17 protein-coding genes are annotated in these 14559 nt (G+C 60.5%); 13 read left to right on the top strand and 4 right to left on the bottom strand.

What is annotated here, in order from left to right; genetic code table 11:
• Window positions 1–11: 11 nt before the first annotated feature.
• Window positions 12–785 carry an ABC transporter ATP-binding protein gene (locus O3298_RS03985; RefSeq protein ID WP_099666795.1) on the top strand — a complete coding sequence of 258 codons (774 nt, stop codon included), beginning with the start codon at window positions 12–14 and terminating at the stop codon, window positions 783–785.
• A complete protein-coding gene (locus tag O3298_RS03980; protein ID WP_070256673.1) occupies window positions 782–1501 on the top strand; it encodes an ABC transporter ATP-binding protein in 720 nt (239 codons plus the stop codon). Before O3298_RS03985 ends, O3298_RS03980 begins: the two co-directional genes overlap by 4 nt.
• Window positions 1502–1634: 133 nt before the next feature.
• Here the strand turns inward: O3298_RS03980 and O3298_RS03975 are convergent, their stop codons facing one another.
• The gene (locus O3298_RS03975; RefSeq protein WP_099666796.1) at window positions 1635–2201 is read right to left on the bottom strand and encodes a phasin family protein; all 567 of its coding nucleotides are present in this window, start codon (window positions 2199–2201) and stop codon (window positions 1635–1637) included.
• A 350-nt stretch (window positions 2202–2551) separates the two neighbouring features.
• On the opposite strand from O3298_RS03975, the gene O3298_RS03970 reads away from it, so the two are divergent.
• From O3298_RS03970 to pbpG, 3 genes are all read left to right on the top strand, one after another.
• Window positions 2552–3469, top strand: a complete 918-nt coding sequence (locus tag O3298_RS03970) for a DMT family transporter (protein WP_305058563.1) — start codon at window positions 2552–2554, stop codon at window positions 3467–3469.
• A 25-nt stretch (window positions 3470–3494) separates the two neighbouring features.
• Entirely contained in the window at window positions 3495–4214 is a 720-nt protein-coding gene (locus tag O3298_RS03965) for a nitroreductase (protein WP_305058562.1), read from the top strand.
• 177 nt (window positions 4215–4391) lie between these two features.
• Window positions 4392–5465, top strand: coding sequence for a D-alanyl-D-alanine endopeptidase (pbpG, locus tag O3298_RS03960; protein ID WP_099666799.1), 1074 nt, complete (start codon window positions 4392–4394; stop codon window positions 5463–5465).
• Window positions 5466–5500: 35 nt separating this feature from the next.
• Here pbpG and O3298_RS03955 read toward each other — a convergent pair whose 3' ends face one another.
• Window positions 5501–6280: an IclR family transcriptional regulator gene (locus tag O3298_RS03955; protein ID WP_099378009.1), complete on the bottom strand. Its 780-nt coding sequence runs from the start codon at window positions 6278–6280 to the stop codon at window positions 5501–5503.
• A 151-nt stretch (window positions 6281–6431) separates the two neighbouring features.
• Here O3298_RS03955 and O3298_RS03950 point away from each other — a divergent pair, with 151 nt between their 5' ends.
• The 8 genes from O3298_RS03950 to O3298_RS03915 all read left to right on the top strand — a co-directional run bounded on the left by O3298_RS03950 (window position 6432) and on the right by O3298_RS03915 (window position 13327).
• Complete coding sequence (locus tag O3298_RS03950) at window positions 6432–6815, top strand: diacylglycerol kinase (protein WP_035821531.1); 384 nt, start codon at window positions 6432–6434, stop codon at window positions 6813–6815.
• A 130-nt stretch (window positions 6816–6945) separates the two neighbouring features.
• A complete protein-coding gene (locus tag O3298_RS03945; RefSeq protein WP_099666802.1) occupies window positions 6946–7950 on the top strand; it encodes a sulfate ABC transporter substrate-binding protein in 1005 nt (334 codons plus the stop codon).
• 53 nt (window positions 7951–8003) lie between these two features.
• Window positions 8004–8570 carry an alpha/beta hydrolase gene (locus O3298_RS03940; protein WP_034747509.1) on the top strand — a complete coding sequence of 189 codons (567 nt, stop codon included), beginning with the start codon at window positions 8004–8006 and terminating at the stop codon, window positions 8568–8570.
• 45 nt (window positions 8571–8615) lie between these two features.
• Complete coding sequence (locus tag O3298_RS03935; protein WP_034785187.1) at window positions 8616–9254, top strand: peroxiredoxin; 639 nt, start codon at window positions 8616–8618, stop codon at window positions 9252–9254.
• 323 nt (window positions 9255–9577) lie between these two features.
• On the top strand, window positions 9578–10387 hold the full coding sequence (cysT, locus tag O3298_RS03930; protein ID WP_099408869.1) for a sulfate ABC transporter permease subunit CysT: 810 nt from the start codon (window positions 9578–9580) through the stop codon (window positions 10385–10387).
• Window positions 10384–11310 carry a sulfate ABC transporter permease subunit CysW gene (cysW, locus tag O3298_RS03925; RefSeq protein ID WP_251350677.1) on the top strand — a complete coding sequence of 309 codons (927 nt, stop codon included), beginning with the start codon at window positions 10384–10386 and terminating at the stop codon, window positions 11308–11310. Before cysT ends, cysW begins: the two co-directional genes overlap by 4 nt.
• Before the next feature lies 1 nt (window position 11311).
• Window positions 11312–12382: a sulfate/molybdate ABC transporter ATP-binding protein gene (locus O3298_RS03920; protein WP_034747519.1), complete on the top strand. Its 1071-nt coding sequence runs from the start codon at window positions 11312–11314 to the stop codon at window positions 12380–12382.
• A gap of 12 nt (window positions 12383–12394) precedes the next feature.
• Window positions 12395–13327, top strand: coding sequence for a CysB family HTH-type transcriptional regulator (locus tag O3298_RS03915; protein WP_034785189.1), 933 nt, complete (start codon window positions 12395–12397; stop codon window positions 13325–13327).
• Here the strand turns inward: O3298_RS03915 and O3298_RS03910 are convergent.
• Window positions 13324–13677: an MmcQ/YjbR family DNA-binding protein gene (locus O3298_RS03910; RefSeq protein WP_289911250.1), complete on the bottom strand. Its 354-nt coding sequence runs from the start codon at window positions 13675–13677 to the stop codon at window positions 13324–13326. The two genes, O3298_RS03915 and O3298_RS03910, sit on opposite strands and share 4 nt — an antisense overlap.
• Entirely contained in the window at window positions 13674–14285 is a 612-nt protein-coding gene (locus O3298_RS03905; protein ID WP_305058561.1) for a DUF2185 domain-containing protein, read from the bottom strand. The genes O3298_RS03910 and O3298_RS03905 overlap by 4 nt, the downstream gene beginning before the upstream one ends.
• Between the last annotated feature and the right edge of the window lie 274 nt (window positions 14286–14559).

Raw genomic sequence — 14559 nt, 5'->3', positions numbered from 1 at the left:
GAGGGATAGGTATGAGCGAACAGATCATTCTCAATATCGCCGGCGTGAACAAGCGTTTCGGCGGCTTGCAGGCGCTCACCGACGTGGGCATCACCATCCGCCAAGGGCAAATCTACGGCTTGATCGGCCCGAACGGCGCCGGCAAGACGACGTTTTTCAATGTCATCACGGGCCTGTACCAGCCAGACACGGGCACCTTCGAGCTGGCCGGCAAGCCGTATTCGCCGTCCGCGCCGCACCAGGTGGCCAAGGCGGGCATCGCGCGCACCTTCCAGAATATCCGTCTGTTCGGCGACATGACGGCGCTGGAAAACGTCATGGTGGGGCGCCACGTGCGCTCGCACCAGGGCGTCTTCGGCGCCATCTTCCGCCACAAGGCGGCGCGCGAGGAAGAGGCGTCCATCCGCAAGCGGGCCATGGAGTTGCTCGATTTCGTCGGTATCGCCCAGTTCGCCAACCGGACGGCGCGCTTCCTGTCGTATGGCGACCAGCGGCGCCTGGAAATCGCCCGCGCGCTGGCCACGGACCCGACCCTGCTGGCGCTCGACGAGCCGGCGGCCGGCATGAATGCGACGGAAAAGCTGGCCCTGCGCGAGTTGCTGGTGAAAATCAAGGCAGAAGGCAAGACCGTGCTCCTGATCGAGCATGACGTGAAACTGATGATGGGGCTGTGCGACCGCATCACGGTGCTCGAATATGGCAAGCGCATCGCGGAAGGCTTGCCGGCCGAAATACAACAAAACCAGGCCGTCATCGAGGCTTACCTGGGGGGATCGCACGCATGAGCAATATATTGAAGGTGGCGGGCCTGCACGTGGCCTACGGCGGCATCAAGGCGGTGAAAGGCATCGATCTGGAAGTGAACGAGGGCGAGCTGATCGCCCTGATCGGCGCGAACGGCGCCGGCAAGACGACGACCCTGAAAGCCATCACGGGCACTTTGCCTGCCTGCAAGATCGAGGGCACGATCAGCTACCTGGGCGAATCGCTGAAGGGCACGAAATCGTTCCACCTGGTGGAGCGGAAACTGGCGATGGTGCCGGAAGGGCGGGGCGTGTTTACCCGCATGTCGATCCGCGAAAACCTCATGATGGGCGCCTACACGCGCACGGACAAGGCGGGCGTCGAGGACGACATCGCCCGCTGGTTCGACGTGTTTCCCCGCCTGAAGGAAAGGGCGGCGCAGATGGCCGGCACCCTGTCCGGCGGCGAGCAGCAGATGCTGGCCATGGCGCGCGCCCTGATGAGCCATCCGAAGCTGCTGCTGCTCGACGAGCCGTCGATGGGCCTGTCGCCCATCATGGTCGAGAAAATCTTCGAGGTGATCCGCAAGGTGTCGTCCGAAGGCATCACGATCTTGCTGGTCGAACAGAATGCCCGGCTGGCCCTGCAGGCGGCGCACCGCGGCTATGTGATGGATTCCGGCCTGGTCACCATGGGCGGCAACGCGGCCGCCATGCTCGACGACCCGCGCGTGAAGGCGGCGTATCTGGGCGAGTAAGCGCGTTCGGGAAGTGTTCAGGCATAAAAAATGCCCCAGCTGGGCTGGGGCATAATGGCATCCGTCGGGGAAGTGCGGGATGGATGCCTGGAGGAGCTGGTAACAGCAGACCGCCGTGGCGGTCGCTTGATAATTACTTGGCGGCAGTGCGTGGCACGATTTTTTCAGCCGCTTGCGTGAACTGGTTCACGGCCGACGTCAGGTTCGCTTCGATGGCTTCGACGGCTTGCTTGCTGGTTTTCGAGAATTGCTCGTAGCCTGCATTGGCGTTGCCGATGGCGCTTTTCAGGATGGCGACGGCGTTTTCCGAACCGGCTGGCGCGTTCTTGGTGACTTCTTCCACCAGCGACAGGACTTTACGGTTGGTTTCAGCGATTTGCGATTCAGCAGCTTTGCTGAATTCGGCTTGCGTGCCCGACGTGATGGCAGCCAGGTGACGGCCGTAAGCGATGGCTTTTTCGGCGCCAGGCTGGGCTTGGGCAGAGGCCAGCGAGAAGAATTCTTGTGGATCTTTTGCCGACAGCAATTGCTTGGCGGCGGCGGTCGATTCTTCCAGCGTTGCCTTGGCAGCGGTCAGGTTCAGTTCGACGATCTTTTCGATGCCTTCGAAGGCCTTGCCCGTCAGCGACGAGAACAGGGCGAATTGGGCTTCCAGGTTGGCTTTGGTAGCGGACGAAAATTGCTCAGGAATTGAAAACATATAAATCTCCAAAAAATCGAAATCTGGTTAATTTGATGCTGCGTGTACCGTTTGGGAAAGCAGGTGAATCTAAATTTTTCAAGCTGAACAAGAATTGTGCAACGCAACAAACCCTATTCTACGGCGAAAAAAACGTAAGTCAAGCGATTCTTGTGCGATGCAACAATTGAATAGATTTGCATCAAAAGTCATTGTTTCTAAAGAGAAATATTTGATTTCTACCTGTTAATGGTTTGTGCTTAAACTATCGTTTCCAGTGCCTGCGGGGACGATCGCGGCGCAGCATGCTAGACTTTGCCTCCCGCACTGGGCAACGCCCCGGTGCCGATCCCGTTTCCCGAGTCGATACCATGTCCAATCCTCCCGCCGCGGCTGGCGCCAGCAGCAAAGCCTCTTTCCTGACCACTGTGGCGCCGATGGCCTTGCCCGGCTTCTTTGTGTTGTTATGGAGCACAGGTTTTATTGTGGCCAAGTTCGGCTTGCCGTATGCGCCGCCGCTGACCTTTTTGCTGCTGCGTTTCCTGGGCGTGCTGGTCATTTTGTTGCCGCTGGTGCTGCTGTTGCGCGCGCCGTGGCCCGTGGGCCAATTCCGCCAGATCGCCGTGGCCGGCATCCTGATGCAGGCCGGCTACCTGGCCGGCGTGTGGTGCGCCATCAAGCTGGGCATGCCGGCCGGCCTGTCTGCGCTGATTGTCGGCATGCAGCCCGTGTTGACGGCCTGCGCTGCGCCCCTGATCGGCGAATCCGTGCGCCCGCGCCAGTGGCTGGGCCTGTTCTTTGGCTTGCTGGGCGTGGCCCTCGTCGTGTATGCGAAGATCAACCTCGTGGGCCTGACCGTGGAAAGCGTGCTGCTGTGCGTGTTCGCGCTGCTGTCGATGACGGCCGGCACCATGTACCAAAAACGCCACTGTCCGCACTTTGACTTGCGCACCGGCACGGTGGTGCAGTTTGCCGCCTCCATCGTGGTGGTCTTGCCATTCGCCCTGTATTACGAAGGATTGGACTTGCATTTCAGTAATGTTCAATGGACGGCGAATTTCATCGGCGCCTTGCTGTGGTCGGTGCTCGTGCTGTCCATCGGCGCCATCTTCCTGCTGTTCGCCCTGATCCGCCGCAGCGATGCGACGAAAGTGACGGGCTTGCTGTACCTGACGCCGCCCACGACGGCCGTGATGGCCTGGTTGATGTTTGGCGAAGCCTTTAATATGCTGGGCATCGCCGGCATGCTGGTGGCCGTGGTCGGCGTGGTGTTCGTGGTCAAGAAATAATAAGCTATAGCGGGAGAGCCGGGCAGTGAACAAGCAAGCATCTGAAACACGGTCGGCGCAGCAAGCCGTCGATAGCGTCATCCTGTCGCGCCGTTCCATCCGCGCCTTTTTGCCCACGCCGGTGGCGCAGGACGAGATCGCGCGCATCCTGGAAGTGGCGGCGCGCGCGCCTTCGGGCGCCAACATGCAGCCGTGGAAAGTGTATGTGCTGTCGGGCGAGGCCCGCCTGCGCCTGTCGCAGCGCATCCTGGCCGCCTATGCCGCGCCGAAGGCGCCCGATGCGCCCGCGCGCACGGCCTCATATATCTATTACCCGCGCCAGTGGACGGCGCCGTTCATCGAGCGCCGCCGCAAGATCGGCCTGGACCTGTACCAGTTGCTGGGCCTGGAGCGGGGCGACACGGCCGGCATGGCGGCCCAGCATGGGCGCAATTTCCAGTTTTTCGATGCGCCCGTGGGCCTGATTTTTACCATCGAGCGGGTACTGGAACAGGGTTCCTGGCTCGACTACGGCATGTTTTTGCAAAACATCATGCTGGCGGCGCGCGCGCGGGGACTCGACACGTGCCCGCAAGCGGCCTTCATCCATTACCATGACATCATCCGCGACGAACTGGGCGTGCCGGCCGGCGAAATGGTGGTGTGCGGCATGGCCCTCGGTTATGCCGACCCGGACAAGGTCGAGAACCGCCTGAACACGGAACGTGAGCCGCTGGCCGGCTTTGTTAAATTCATGGACAAATAGACATTACTGGCGACGGGCGGAGAAAAACGGCCGGTTAAGGATGAGTTTGTTTGCTGATCGCTAACGATTTGTATTTCATTGCTGCAATAAATACTGTCCTAACTGTTAAATAGGCTTGCGATTGCTCTGCATTTCGCTACACTGCAATAAGGCAACAGCTTCACGGGGAATTATCGAATGGCTAAGTTTAAACTTGCGCTGGGTATCCTGGCTTCCCTGCTGTTTGCACTGGCGCCGGCTGCGGCCGTGCACGCCAAGGAAGCGAACGGCAAATCCTCAGCCTCGAAGAAGCACAACACCAAGAAAATCAAAGTCGTGCTGCGCAAGGGCGCGACGGCCGCGCCGCGCGAAAAGACCGTGCGCCGGGTCGTCATGGTGCGCGGCAAACGCAAGGTCATCTATCAAAAAGTCAGCAGCGTGGCCGTGCCCATGGCCGCACCGATGCCCACCATGGGCGACCTGGCCGGCCTGAACCTGACGCGCGATCCGCTCGACCTGAAGTCCAGCGTGGCGCTGGTGCTGGACCAGGCGAATGCGGAAGTGCTGTTTGAAAAGAATTCCAATGTGGCCTTGCCCATCGCCTCCATCACCAAGATGATGACGGGCCTGGTGGTGGTCGAAGCGCGCCAGGACATGGATGAGTTGCTGACGATCACGGACGAGGACGTCGACCGCGCCAAGTTCAGCAGTTCGCGCCTGAAAGTAGGCTCGCAATTGACGCGCGCGAATATGCTGCACATCGCCCTGATGAGCTCGGAAAACCGCGCCGCCTCGGCGCTGGGCCGCAATTATCCGGGCGGCTTGCCGGCGTTTGTCGACGCCATGAACAGCAAGGCGCGCCAGCTGGGCATGATGGATACGCATTACGTCGATTCCAGCGGCTTGTCGAAGATGAACGTGGCCAGCGCGCGCGACCTGGGCAAGCTGGCCATGGCCGCCTTCCGCCATCCGCTGCTGCGCGAGTACTCGACGGACCCGAAAGCCATCGTCGAAGCCAGCGGCCAGCCCATGCAGTTTGGCAATACGAATCACCTGGTGGCCAATCCGGGCTGGGAAATCGGCTTGCAAAAGACGGGCTTCATCAATGAGGCGGGACGTTGTTTGATGATGCAGGCCGTCATCGAAGGACGGGCCGTGATCATGGTCTTCCTTGATTCCAAGGGGAAACAGTCGCGTACGGCCGATGCGGGACGCATGCGCAAGTGGCTGGAAGCATTGAAACCTGCCAATATGAGCTTGCCAGGGGGGTAAGGTGTCCAGGGCGGCACGGCCGCCCTGCATTCTTATTACTCTTGAGGAATGAATCCCAAGGTCACGGAAATCTGGTTCGCCGTTTCCACCAGGTCCACCAGCCACTCATCCTGCAGGCGGTCGGCTGGCGCCGAGATCGACAGGCCGGCGATCAGCTTGCCTGTATCGTCGCGGATGCCGGCGGCCATGCAGCGCACGCCCAGTTCCAGCTCTTCATTGTCGCGCGCATAGCCGCGCTCGCGAACCAGGCTCAGCTCACGCTCGAGCTTTTGCAGATCCGTGATGGAATTCTTGTTGTGTCCGGCCAGTCCCGTGCGCGTGGCGTAGGCGCGGATGGCTTTCGGCTCGTCCACGGAGAGGAACAGCTTGCCCGTCGAGGTCAGGTGCAGCGGACCACGGCCACCGATGGCGCGCACCACCTGCATGCCCGAGCGCTCGGAAAAGGCGCGGTCGATGTAGACGATCTCGTCGCCCTGGCGCACGGACAGGTTGATGGTTTGCTGGGTTTTCTTGTGCAGCTGGCGCATGAAGTCCAGCGCCGCTTCGCGCACGCTGAGGCGGCTTTTCACCACATTGCCCAGTTCCAGCAGGCGCATGCCCAGCCGGTACGTGCCCGGTTCGATGCGGTCGACAAAGCGCGTCAGCACCATGTCGTTGAGGATGCGGTGCGCCGTCGAGGGGTGTAGACCGGAAACCTTGGATAATTCCTTCAGGCTGACCGGGTCGGAATATTTGGCCAGGGCGTCGAGCAGGGCGACCATGCGTTCGATCACCTGGATCGTCGTCTTCGGAGCAGCGACCGGTTCAATTTTCATGATGGATTTGGTGCAATGCAGTATTCATGCTTCTTTATACCATGATGTGAAAAAATAGTGAAATGTTCCGAGATATTCAGCGAATAAATGGTCACAGTGCTATGTCGCCCCCATAATGTGTCCACTGCACTTGCTTTACATATGGAAAACTATGCAACCTGTAAACGAATTCAAAAGTAAAAGTGGTTTGAAACGGATTTTTTCCGCTTTTTTCTACTCGCTCGATGGCTTGAAAGCGGCCTGGCGCCATGAACACGCGTTCCGCCAGGAACTCGGTTTGTTCGTCGTCGGCACCGTGATCGCCTTGCTGCTGCGCATCTCCGCCTTTGAAAAACTGGTGCTGATCGGGGTGCTGCTGCTGGTGCTGATCGTCGAACTGATCAATTCCGCCATCGAAGCCGTGGTCGACCGCATCTCGCTGGAGCGCCATCCGCTGTCGAAGAACGCCAAGGATTTCGGCAGCGCGGCCGTGCTGCTGACCTGCATCCTGGCCTTCGCCACGTGGGCCGTCGTATTATTTAACCGTTTTTATTAACCGCTTTATCCCCGTTGCGCGCCGTCCATATGCGAAAAATGCATATCAAACGGCGAAACGCTTCGTTCTCTTTGCGGCCATAGCGCCGTAATCTGGTGGCTCTGAAAGTTCAACCACACGGGGATATTAGATGCTGTCGAAAAAAATCATCACTGCCGCCGCCATCAGCGCGTTTGCCCTTCTGCAAACGGCGCAGGCTGCCGATATCACCCTGCTCAACGTGTCATACGACCCGACGCGCGAGCTGTACCAGGATGTGAATACGGCGTTTGCCAAGGAGTGGAAAGGCAAGACGGGCGACAACGTCAAGATCAAGCAATCGCACGGAGGTTCCGGCAAGCAGGCGCGCGCCGTCATCGACGGTCTGGAAGCGGACGTGGTCACCTTGGCCCTGGCCTACGACATCGACGCGCTGGCCGAGCACAAGCTGCTGGCCGCCGACTGGCAAAAGCGTTTGGCGCACAACAGCTCGCCTTACACCTCGACCATCGTGTTCCTGGTGCGCAAGGGCAACCCGAAAGGCATCAAGGATTGGAATGACTTGATCAAGCCAGGTGTATCCGTCATCACGCCGAACCCGAAAACCTCGGGCGGCGCCCGCTGGAACCATCTGGCCGCGTGGGGTTATGCCTTGCGCCAGCCGGGCGGCAACGAAGCCAAAGCCAAGGATTTCCTCGGCAAACTGTATAAAAACGTGCCCGTACTCGATTCCGGCGCGCGCGGCGCCACCACCACCTTCGTCGAACGGGGCATCGGCGACGTGCTGATCGCCTGGGAAAACGAGGCTTACCTGGCCGTCAAGGAACTGGGCCCGACCAAGTTCGACATCATCACGCCTTCCGTCAGCATCCTGGCCGAGCCACCCGTCGCCGTCGTCGACAAGTTTGCCGACAAGCACGGTACGCGCAAGGTGGCCGAGGCTTACCTGAACTACCTGTACACGGACGAAGCGCAAGACATCATCGCGAAGAACTACTACCGTCCGGCAACGGACAAGGCGGCAAAGAAATACGCGTCGCAGTTCGCCAAGGTCAACCTGTTCACCATCGAGCAAGTGGCCGGTGGCTGGACGGCGGCACAGAAGGCGCACTTTGCCGACGGCGGCATCTTCGACCAGATCTATCAGCCGAAGTAATCTTCACCGGCAGGCGGCAACGCTTGCCGGAATCGATCACGCAAGGACACATCATGGCGCTGCGCAGCTTTTCCGATTACCGGGTACTGATCGTGCCGGGCTTGCATAACAGCGGTCCCGAGCATTGGCAGAGCCGCTGGCAGCGCCTGTATCCGCAATTCGAGCGGGTCGAGCAGGACGATTGGAACGCTCCCGACCTGGCCACCTGGTCGGCGCGCCTGGATCAGGTGCGGCGCCAAGATGCGCGCCCGACCCTGATCGTCGCCCACAGCTTCGGCTGCCTGACGACGGCGCACAGCCTGGCCCGCGACCCGCAGGGCGTGGCAGGCGTGCTGCTGGTGGGGCCGGCCGATCCCGACAAGTTTGGCGTGGCCAAGGCCTTGCCGCAAAAGCGGCTGCCTTGCCCCGGCATCCTGATCGCCAGCCAGACGGACCCGTGGATGACGGCCGAACATGCGGCGCAGTGGGCACGGCGCTGGAATTGCAAGTATATTGATGGCGGTGCGCTGGGCCATATCAACGCCGAGTCGCGCCTTGGTGACTGGGTCTATGGCCAGGCGCAACTGCAAACACTGTTTGATCTGGCGCAAAGCGACAAACGCCACCGTCAGGCAGCCTGATTCGACGCACATCCCATTGCCACACAACCTCTCAAGGAGATCACGATGACTTTACGCCTGGGCGATGTCGCCCCTGATTTTGAACAAGACAGCTCGATCGGCCCCCTCAAGTTCCACGAGTGGGCGGGCAATTCCTGGGTGGTGCTGTTTTCCCACCCGGCCGACTTTACCCCCGTGTGCACGACGGAACTGGGCTTGACGGCCAAGCTCAAGCCGGAATTCGACAAGCGCAATGTGAAGGCCATCGCCCTGTCCGTGGATGCGGCCGAGTCGCACAAGAGCTGGATCAAGGATATCGAAGAGACGCAAAACACGGTGGTGGGTTTCCCCATCATCGCCGACGTCGACAAGAAAGTATCGGTGCTGTACGACATGATCCACCCGGAACAGTCCGTCACGGCCACCGTGCGTTCCGTCTTCATCGTCGACCCGAACAAGAAAGTGCGCCTGATCCTCACGTATCCGCTGAGCACGGGCCGCAACTTCAATGAAATCCTGCGCGTCATCGACGCTCTGCAACTGACGGACGGCTACACGGTGGCCACGCCCGGCAACTGGAAAGATGGCGACGACGTCATCATTCCACTGACGGTGCAAGACCCGGACGTGATCAAGCAGAAATATCCGAAGGGATTTACGGCAGCCAAGCCATACTTGCGCCTCACGCCGCAACCAAACAAATAAGAGCACCGAAAAAACGTCCATGGCGTTGTTGCATTGCCTCGCCGTACATCCGTACTGTCTTCGGCAAGGCGCCTAGCCCTGAACGTTTTATTCGGCGCTCTTGTTCCCACAACAACGCACCTCACCGGTGCGTTTTTTTTCGCCCAGCATTTCCATCGGCAAGTATGCAAAATCCATCTAAGCAAATGAGAAATGGTTAGTTCTTTTTATAACGAATGCATGTGATTATTGCACTCTATAACTCAAAAATGTAATAAGAAGGAGTTTCTATGTCTGCAGCATCAGCAGCACCGCTCAAGGCGCGCGGAGCGCCGTTTCGGGTCATGCCGGGGTTTAAGCTGTCACTGGGCTTCACGCTCTTTTACCTGGCCTTGATCGTTCTCATTCCGCTGTCGTCGGTGTTCCTGAAAACTTTCACCATGACATGGGACGCCTTCTTCAGCGCCGTGACGTCCGACCGTGTGATGGCGTCGTACCGCCTGACGTTTGGCGCTTCCCTGATCGCTGCCCTGTTGAACGTGGTGTTTGGCGGCATCCTGGCCTGGGTGCTGGTGCGTTACAAATTCCCCGGCAAGCGCATCATCGACGCGCTGGTCGACTTGCCGTTCGCCTTGCCGACGGCCGTGGCCGGCATCACCCTGACGGCCTTGTATTCGTCGAACGGCTGGTTCGGCCAGTTCATCGAAGGCGTGCTGGGCATCAAGGTGGCGTTCACGCCGCTGGGCGTGGTGGTGGCGCTGACCTTCATCGGCTTGCCCTTCGTCGTGCGCACCGTGCAACCGGTGCTGGAAGACGCGGAAAAGGAACTGGAAGAAGCGGCCGCCAGCCTGGGCGCCAATTCGCTGCAAACGTTTATCCGCGTCATCTTCCCCACGATCTTGCCATCCTTGCTGACGGGCTTTGCGCTGGCGTTTGCCCGCGCCACGGGCGAGTACGGTTCCGTGATCTTTATCGCCGGCAACATGCCGATGGTGTCGGAAATCACGCCGCTGTTCATTATTACCAAATTGGAACAATACGATTACGCAGGCGCCACGGCCATCGCCGTGGTGATGCTGGTGGTGTCTTTCCTGCTGTTGTTGACGATTAACCTGCTGCAAGCATGGACGCGCGGAAAGGCGAAGAAATCATGAGTACGAATACGACTAGCGTCGCTGGCGTGGACAATGCGCGCCCGGCAGTGCGCCGCTTCGAGCCGAATGTCGGCCCCGTCGTGCTGGAACCGTTGTGGGTACGCACCGTCCTGATCACCGTCGCCTTGCTGTTCCTGACGGCTTTCCTGATCGTGCCCCTGGTGGCCGTGTTCGCGGAAGCGTTCAAGAAGGGCTGGGAAGCGTATATCGCCGCCATCATCGACCCGGACGCGATTTCCGCCATTAAATTGACCCTGATCACGGCCGCCATCGCCGTGCCGTTGAACCTGGTGTTCGGCGTGGCCGCTTCCTGGTGCATCGCCAAGTTCGAATTCCGCGGCAAGAGCATCTTGCTGACGCTGATCGACTTGCCGTTTTCCGTCTCGCCCGTGATTTCCGGCCTGATCTATGTGCTGATGTTTGGCGCCCAGGGCTGGTTCGGCCCGTGGCTGCAGGCGCACGACATCAAGATCCTGTTCGCCGTGCCCGGCATCGTGCTGGCCACCATCTTCATCACCTTCCCGTTCGTGGCGCGTGAATTGATCCCGCTGATGCAGTCGCAGGGCAGCGAAGAGGAAGAGGCCGCCATCGTGCTGGGTGCCTCGGGCTGGAATACCTTCCGCCGCGTGACTTTGCCAAATATCAAGTGGGGTCTGCTGTATGGCGTGATCCTGTGTAACGCCCGCGCCATGGGCGAGTTCGGCGCCGTGTCCGTCGTGTCCGGCCATATCCGTGGCGAAACCAACACCATGCCGCTGCAGGTGGAGATTCTGTACAACGAGTACAACTTCGCCGCCGCGTTTGCCGTCGCCTCCCTGCTGGCCCTGCTGGCGCTGGTGACCCTGGCCTTGAAAGCTTTCATTGAGTGGCGTTTGAACGAGAGCAACGCCGACGATTCCGCCTTACGTTCCACGGAGCACTGATATGACCATCGCAGTTAAAAACATCCACAAGCGCTTCGGCGATTTCGTTGCCCTCGACAATATCTCGCTGGACTTTCCCGCCGGCGAACTGACGGCCTTGCTGGGCCCGTCCGGTTGCGGCAAGACCACCTTGCTGCGCATTATTGCTGGCTTGGAACATCCGGACAGCGGCCAGGTGCTGCTGGACGCGGAAGACGCGTCGAACCGCCATGTGCGCGAGCGCCAGGTCGGTTTCGTGTTTCAACACTATGCGCTGTTCAAGCACATGACCGTGTTCGAGAACGTGGCCTTCGGCTTGCGCGTGAAGTCGCGCAGCGAGCGCCCGTCGGAAGACCAGATCCGCCGCAAGGTCAAGGATTTGCTGGAGCTGGTGCAGCTCGATTGGCTGGCCGACCGCTATCCGCCGCAATTGTCGGGCGGGCAACGCCAGCGCATCGCCCTGGCGCGCGCGCTGGCGGTCGAGCCCCGCGTGCTGCTGCTCGACGAGCCGTTTGGCGCCCTGGATGCCAAGGTGCGCAAGGAATTGCGCCGCTGGCTGCGCCGCCTGCATGACGACTTGCACGTCACCAGTATTTTCGTCACGCATGACCAGGAAGAGGCGCTGGAAGTGGCCGACCAGGTCGTACTGATGAACAAGGGCACGGTCGAGCAACTCGGTTCCCCAGAGCAAGTCTATAACCACCCCGCGTCGCCGTTCGTGTATGGCTTCCTCGGCAACGTCAACCTGTTCCACGGCCGCGTGCATGACGGCGTGATGGCCACGGGCGACGCCAGTTTCGAGGTGCCCGACTACGCGGGCGTGAGCGACAGCAAGGGCACGGCCTATGTGCGTCCGCACGACCTGGAAATCGACCGCTACACGCAGGGCGCGGAAGGCATCGTCGTGAAACTGAGCCGCGCCCATGCCATCGGCCCGCTGGCCCAGCTGGACTTGCAGCGCGTGGATAACAGCGAACTGATCGAAGCGGTGATGTCGAACGAGCGTTTCACCCACCTGCAGCTGAAGGAAGGCGAGACATTGGTTGTCCGCCCGAAACGTCTCCATGTATTTGTTGAACCCACCCGAACTTGATACAGGATAGCCATGAACTTTCAACAATTGCGATCGATCCGCGAAGCGGCCCGCCGCGGCTATAACCTGACGGAAGTGGCGAACGCCCTGTTCACGTCGCAACCGGGCGTGAGCCGGCAAATCCGCGAGCTCGAAGACGAGCTGGGCGTGGTGATTTTCGAGCGCAACGGCAAGCGTTTGACGGGCTTGACGGAGCCGGGCAAGGGCATTCTGAAGATCGTCGACCGTCTCTTGATCGAGGCGGAAAACCTGCAGCAGGCCAGCCTCGAATACAGCGGCCAGACGAGCGGGACCTTGTCCGTGGCGGCCACGCACACGCAGGCGCGCTATGCGCTGCCGAAAGTGGTGCAAAGCTTCCGCGCCGCTTTTCCCGAAGTGCGTATTGCGCTACAACAAAGCGCGCCCGAGCACATTGCGGAATGGGTGCTGTCCGGCAAGACCGATATCGGCATCGCCACGGAAGGCTTGAGCCAGTTCCCCGACCTGGTGTCGTTCCCGTGCTACCGCTGGAGCCATCTGATCGTCGTGCCCGACGGCCATCCGCTGCTCGAACATTCGCCCATCCGCCTGGAAGACCTGGCGAAGTATCCGCTGATTACCTACGACAAGGGTTTCACGGGGCGCGGGCATATCGACGACGCCTTTGCCAAGGCTGGCGTGGCGACCGATATCATCCTGACGGCCATGGATTCCGACGTCATCAAGCAATACGTGGCGCTGGGCCTGGGCGTGGGCATCGTCGCCTCGATGGCCTTCGACCATGGCCGCGACAAGGGGCTGCGGGCCGTGGAAGCGTCGCATCTGTTCGCCACCAACACGACGCGCCTGGCCGTCCGGCGGGGCGCCTACCTGCGCGCCTACGCCTACGAGTTCATCCTGCAGCTGGCGCCGGACCTGACGCGCGAAGACATCGACCGCGCGATGGCGGGCGAGGACGCCCTCTAGGCGATGGCCGCCCTTTGCGCGCGCGTCAGGCTGGCCACGGCGCGCGCGTAGCTATCCTGAACCAGTTCCGCCAGGTAATCGGACGGGAAGCGCGCCACGTCGACGATGGTCACCCAGTGAAAGCGGCCCATGTAACGGGCCGGTTTCACGCCGGGCATGTCCGTCAGTTCGATAAAGCGCCCGGCGCTGGCGCGCAGGCTGAAGCGCCACTGTTCCGGCATGCTGGTTTTAAAGTACGCAAATTTCTTGCCCGCCACTTCATACACGAGGATATTCGACGGCGCACCGTACAGCACGGCTTGCGCGCCGGGCAGGGTTGCGCAAAATTCCTTCAGTTCATCACTTGTCATTCGTCCACCGCCATGAATTGTTGCGTGTCGTGGTCGAAGGCAAACGCCGCGCCGGCGGGTGCGTCCAGCAGCGCAATGAAGCGGTCATCCACGCTGAGCACGGCGCCCAGCGACACGAGGGCCACGTTGGCGCTGTCGTTGATGTAGTCGTCGCTTTCATCATTCGCCGTGAAGCGCCAGCCGCTGTCGTCGTCGTTGTCCGGTTCCTCGCGGTACAGATAGCCGACGGGCGCGCCGTCTTCCAGCACTTTTTTCGTGACGAAGCACAGGCCCGCATAGCGGTTGACGAGGTTATCGTCATCGTCGTGCTGCGTATTGATGATGTGGCGCGCCGCGAAGGCGACGGGGTCCTGGGCGCGCAAGTCGGCGATGTAGCCGGGCGTGTTGTCGAGCTTGCCAGTGAATTGGCCGCCGGCGTCCACCGTATCGACCAGCACCCACATGCGCTCGGCGCCGGGTGCCTGCGGATCGTCGCTGTGGAAGGCGAAGATCAGCTTGACCACCTCGCCGGGGCGCACCTGGGCGATGGCCTCGGGCGGCGATTTGTAGAAGGTGTAGGGATGGCGCGCCGCCAGTTCGGCGGCGTCGGCTAGGTGCCAGCTGGGCATGGTTATCCGTCATCAAGAAGAGTAAGGCCCATGGTAGCCGATTGCGTGCCAGGATGACCACGCCTACCTTCCGGCTTGCCGTTGCCGCAGGGCTACACCGCTATCTGGCATGTGCCGATCTACAACAATCCTGCTGCCAGGAGCGGCGCCCGGACATGGCAGGGAGGGCTGCATGCCCCGCGATAGCCGGCACCGGCCATAAATCGATAAGGCCAATTGAAAATGCCAATGGTAAAAATTGTTTCTTTTATTGTATTTCGATTTCCTGAATGAT

Origin of the sequence: Janthinobacterium sp. SUN137, assembly GCF_030587265.1 — a bacterium.
GTDB lineage: Bacteria > Pseudomonadota > Gammaproteobacteria > Burkholderiales > Burkholderiaceae_D > Janthinobacterium > Janthinobacterium kumbetense.
This window is presented reverse-complemented; position numbering and strand designations above follow the sequence as displayed.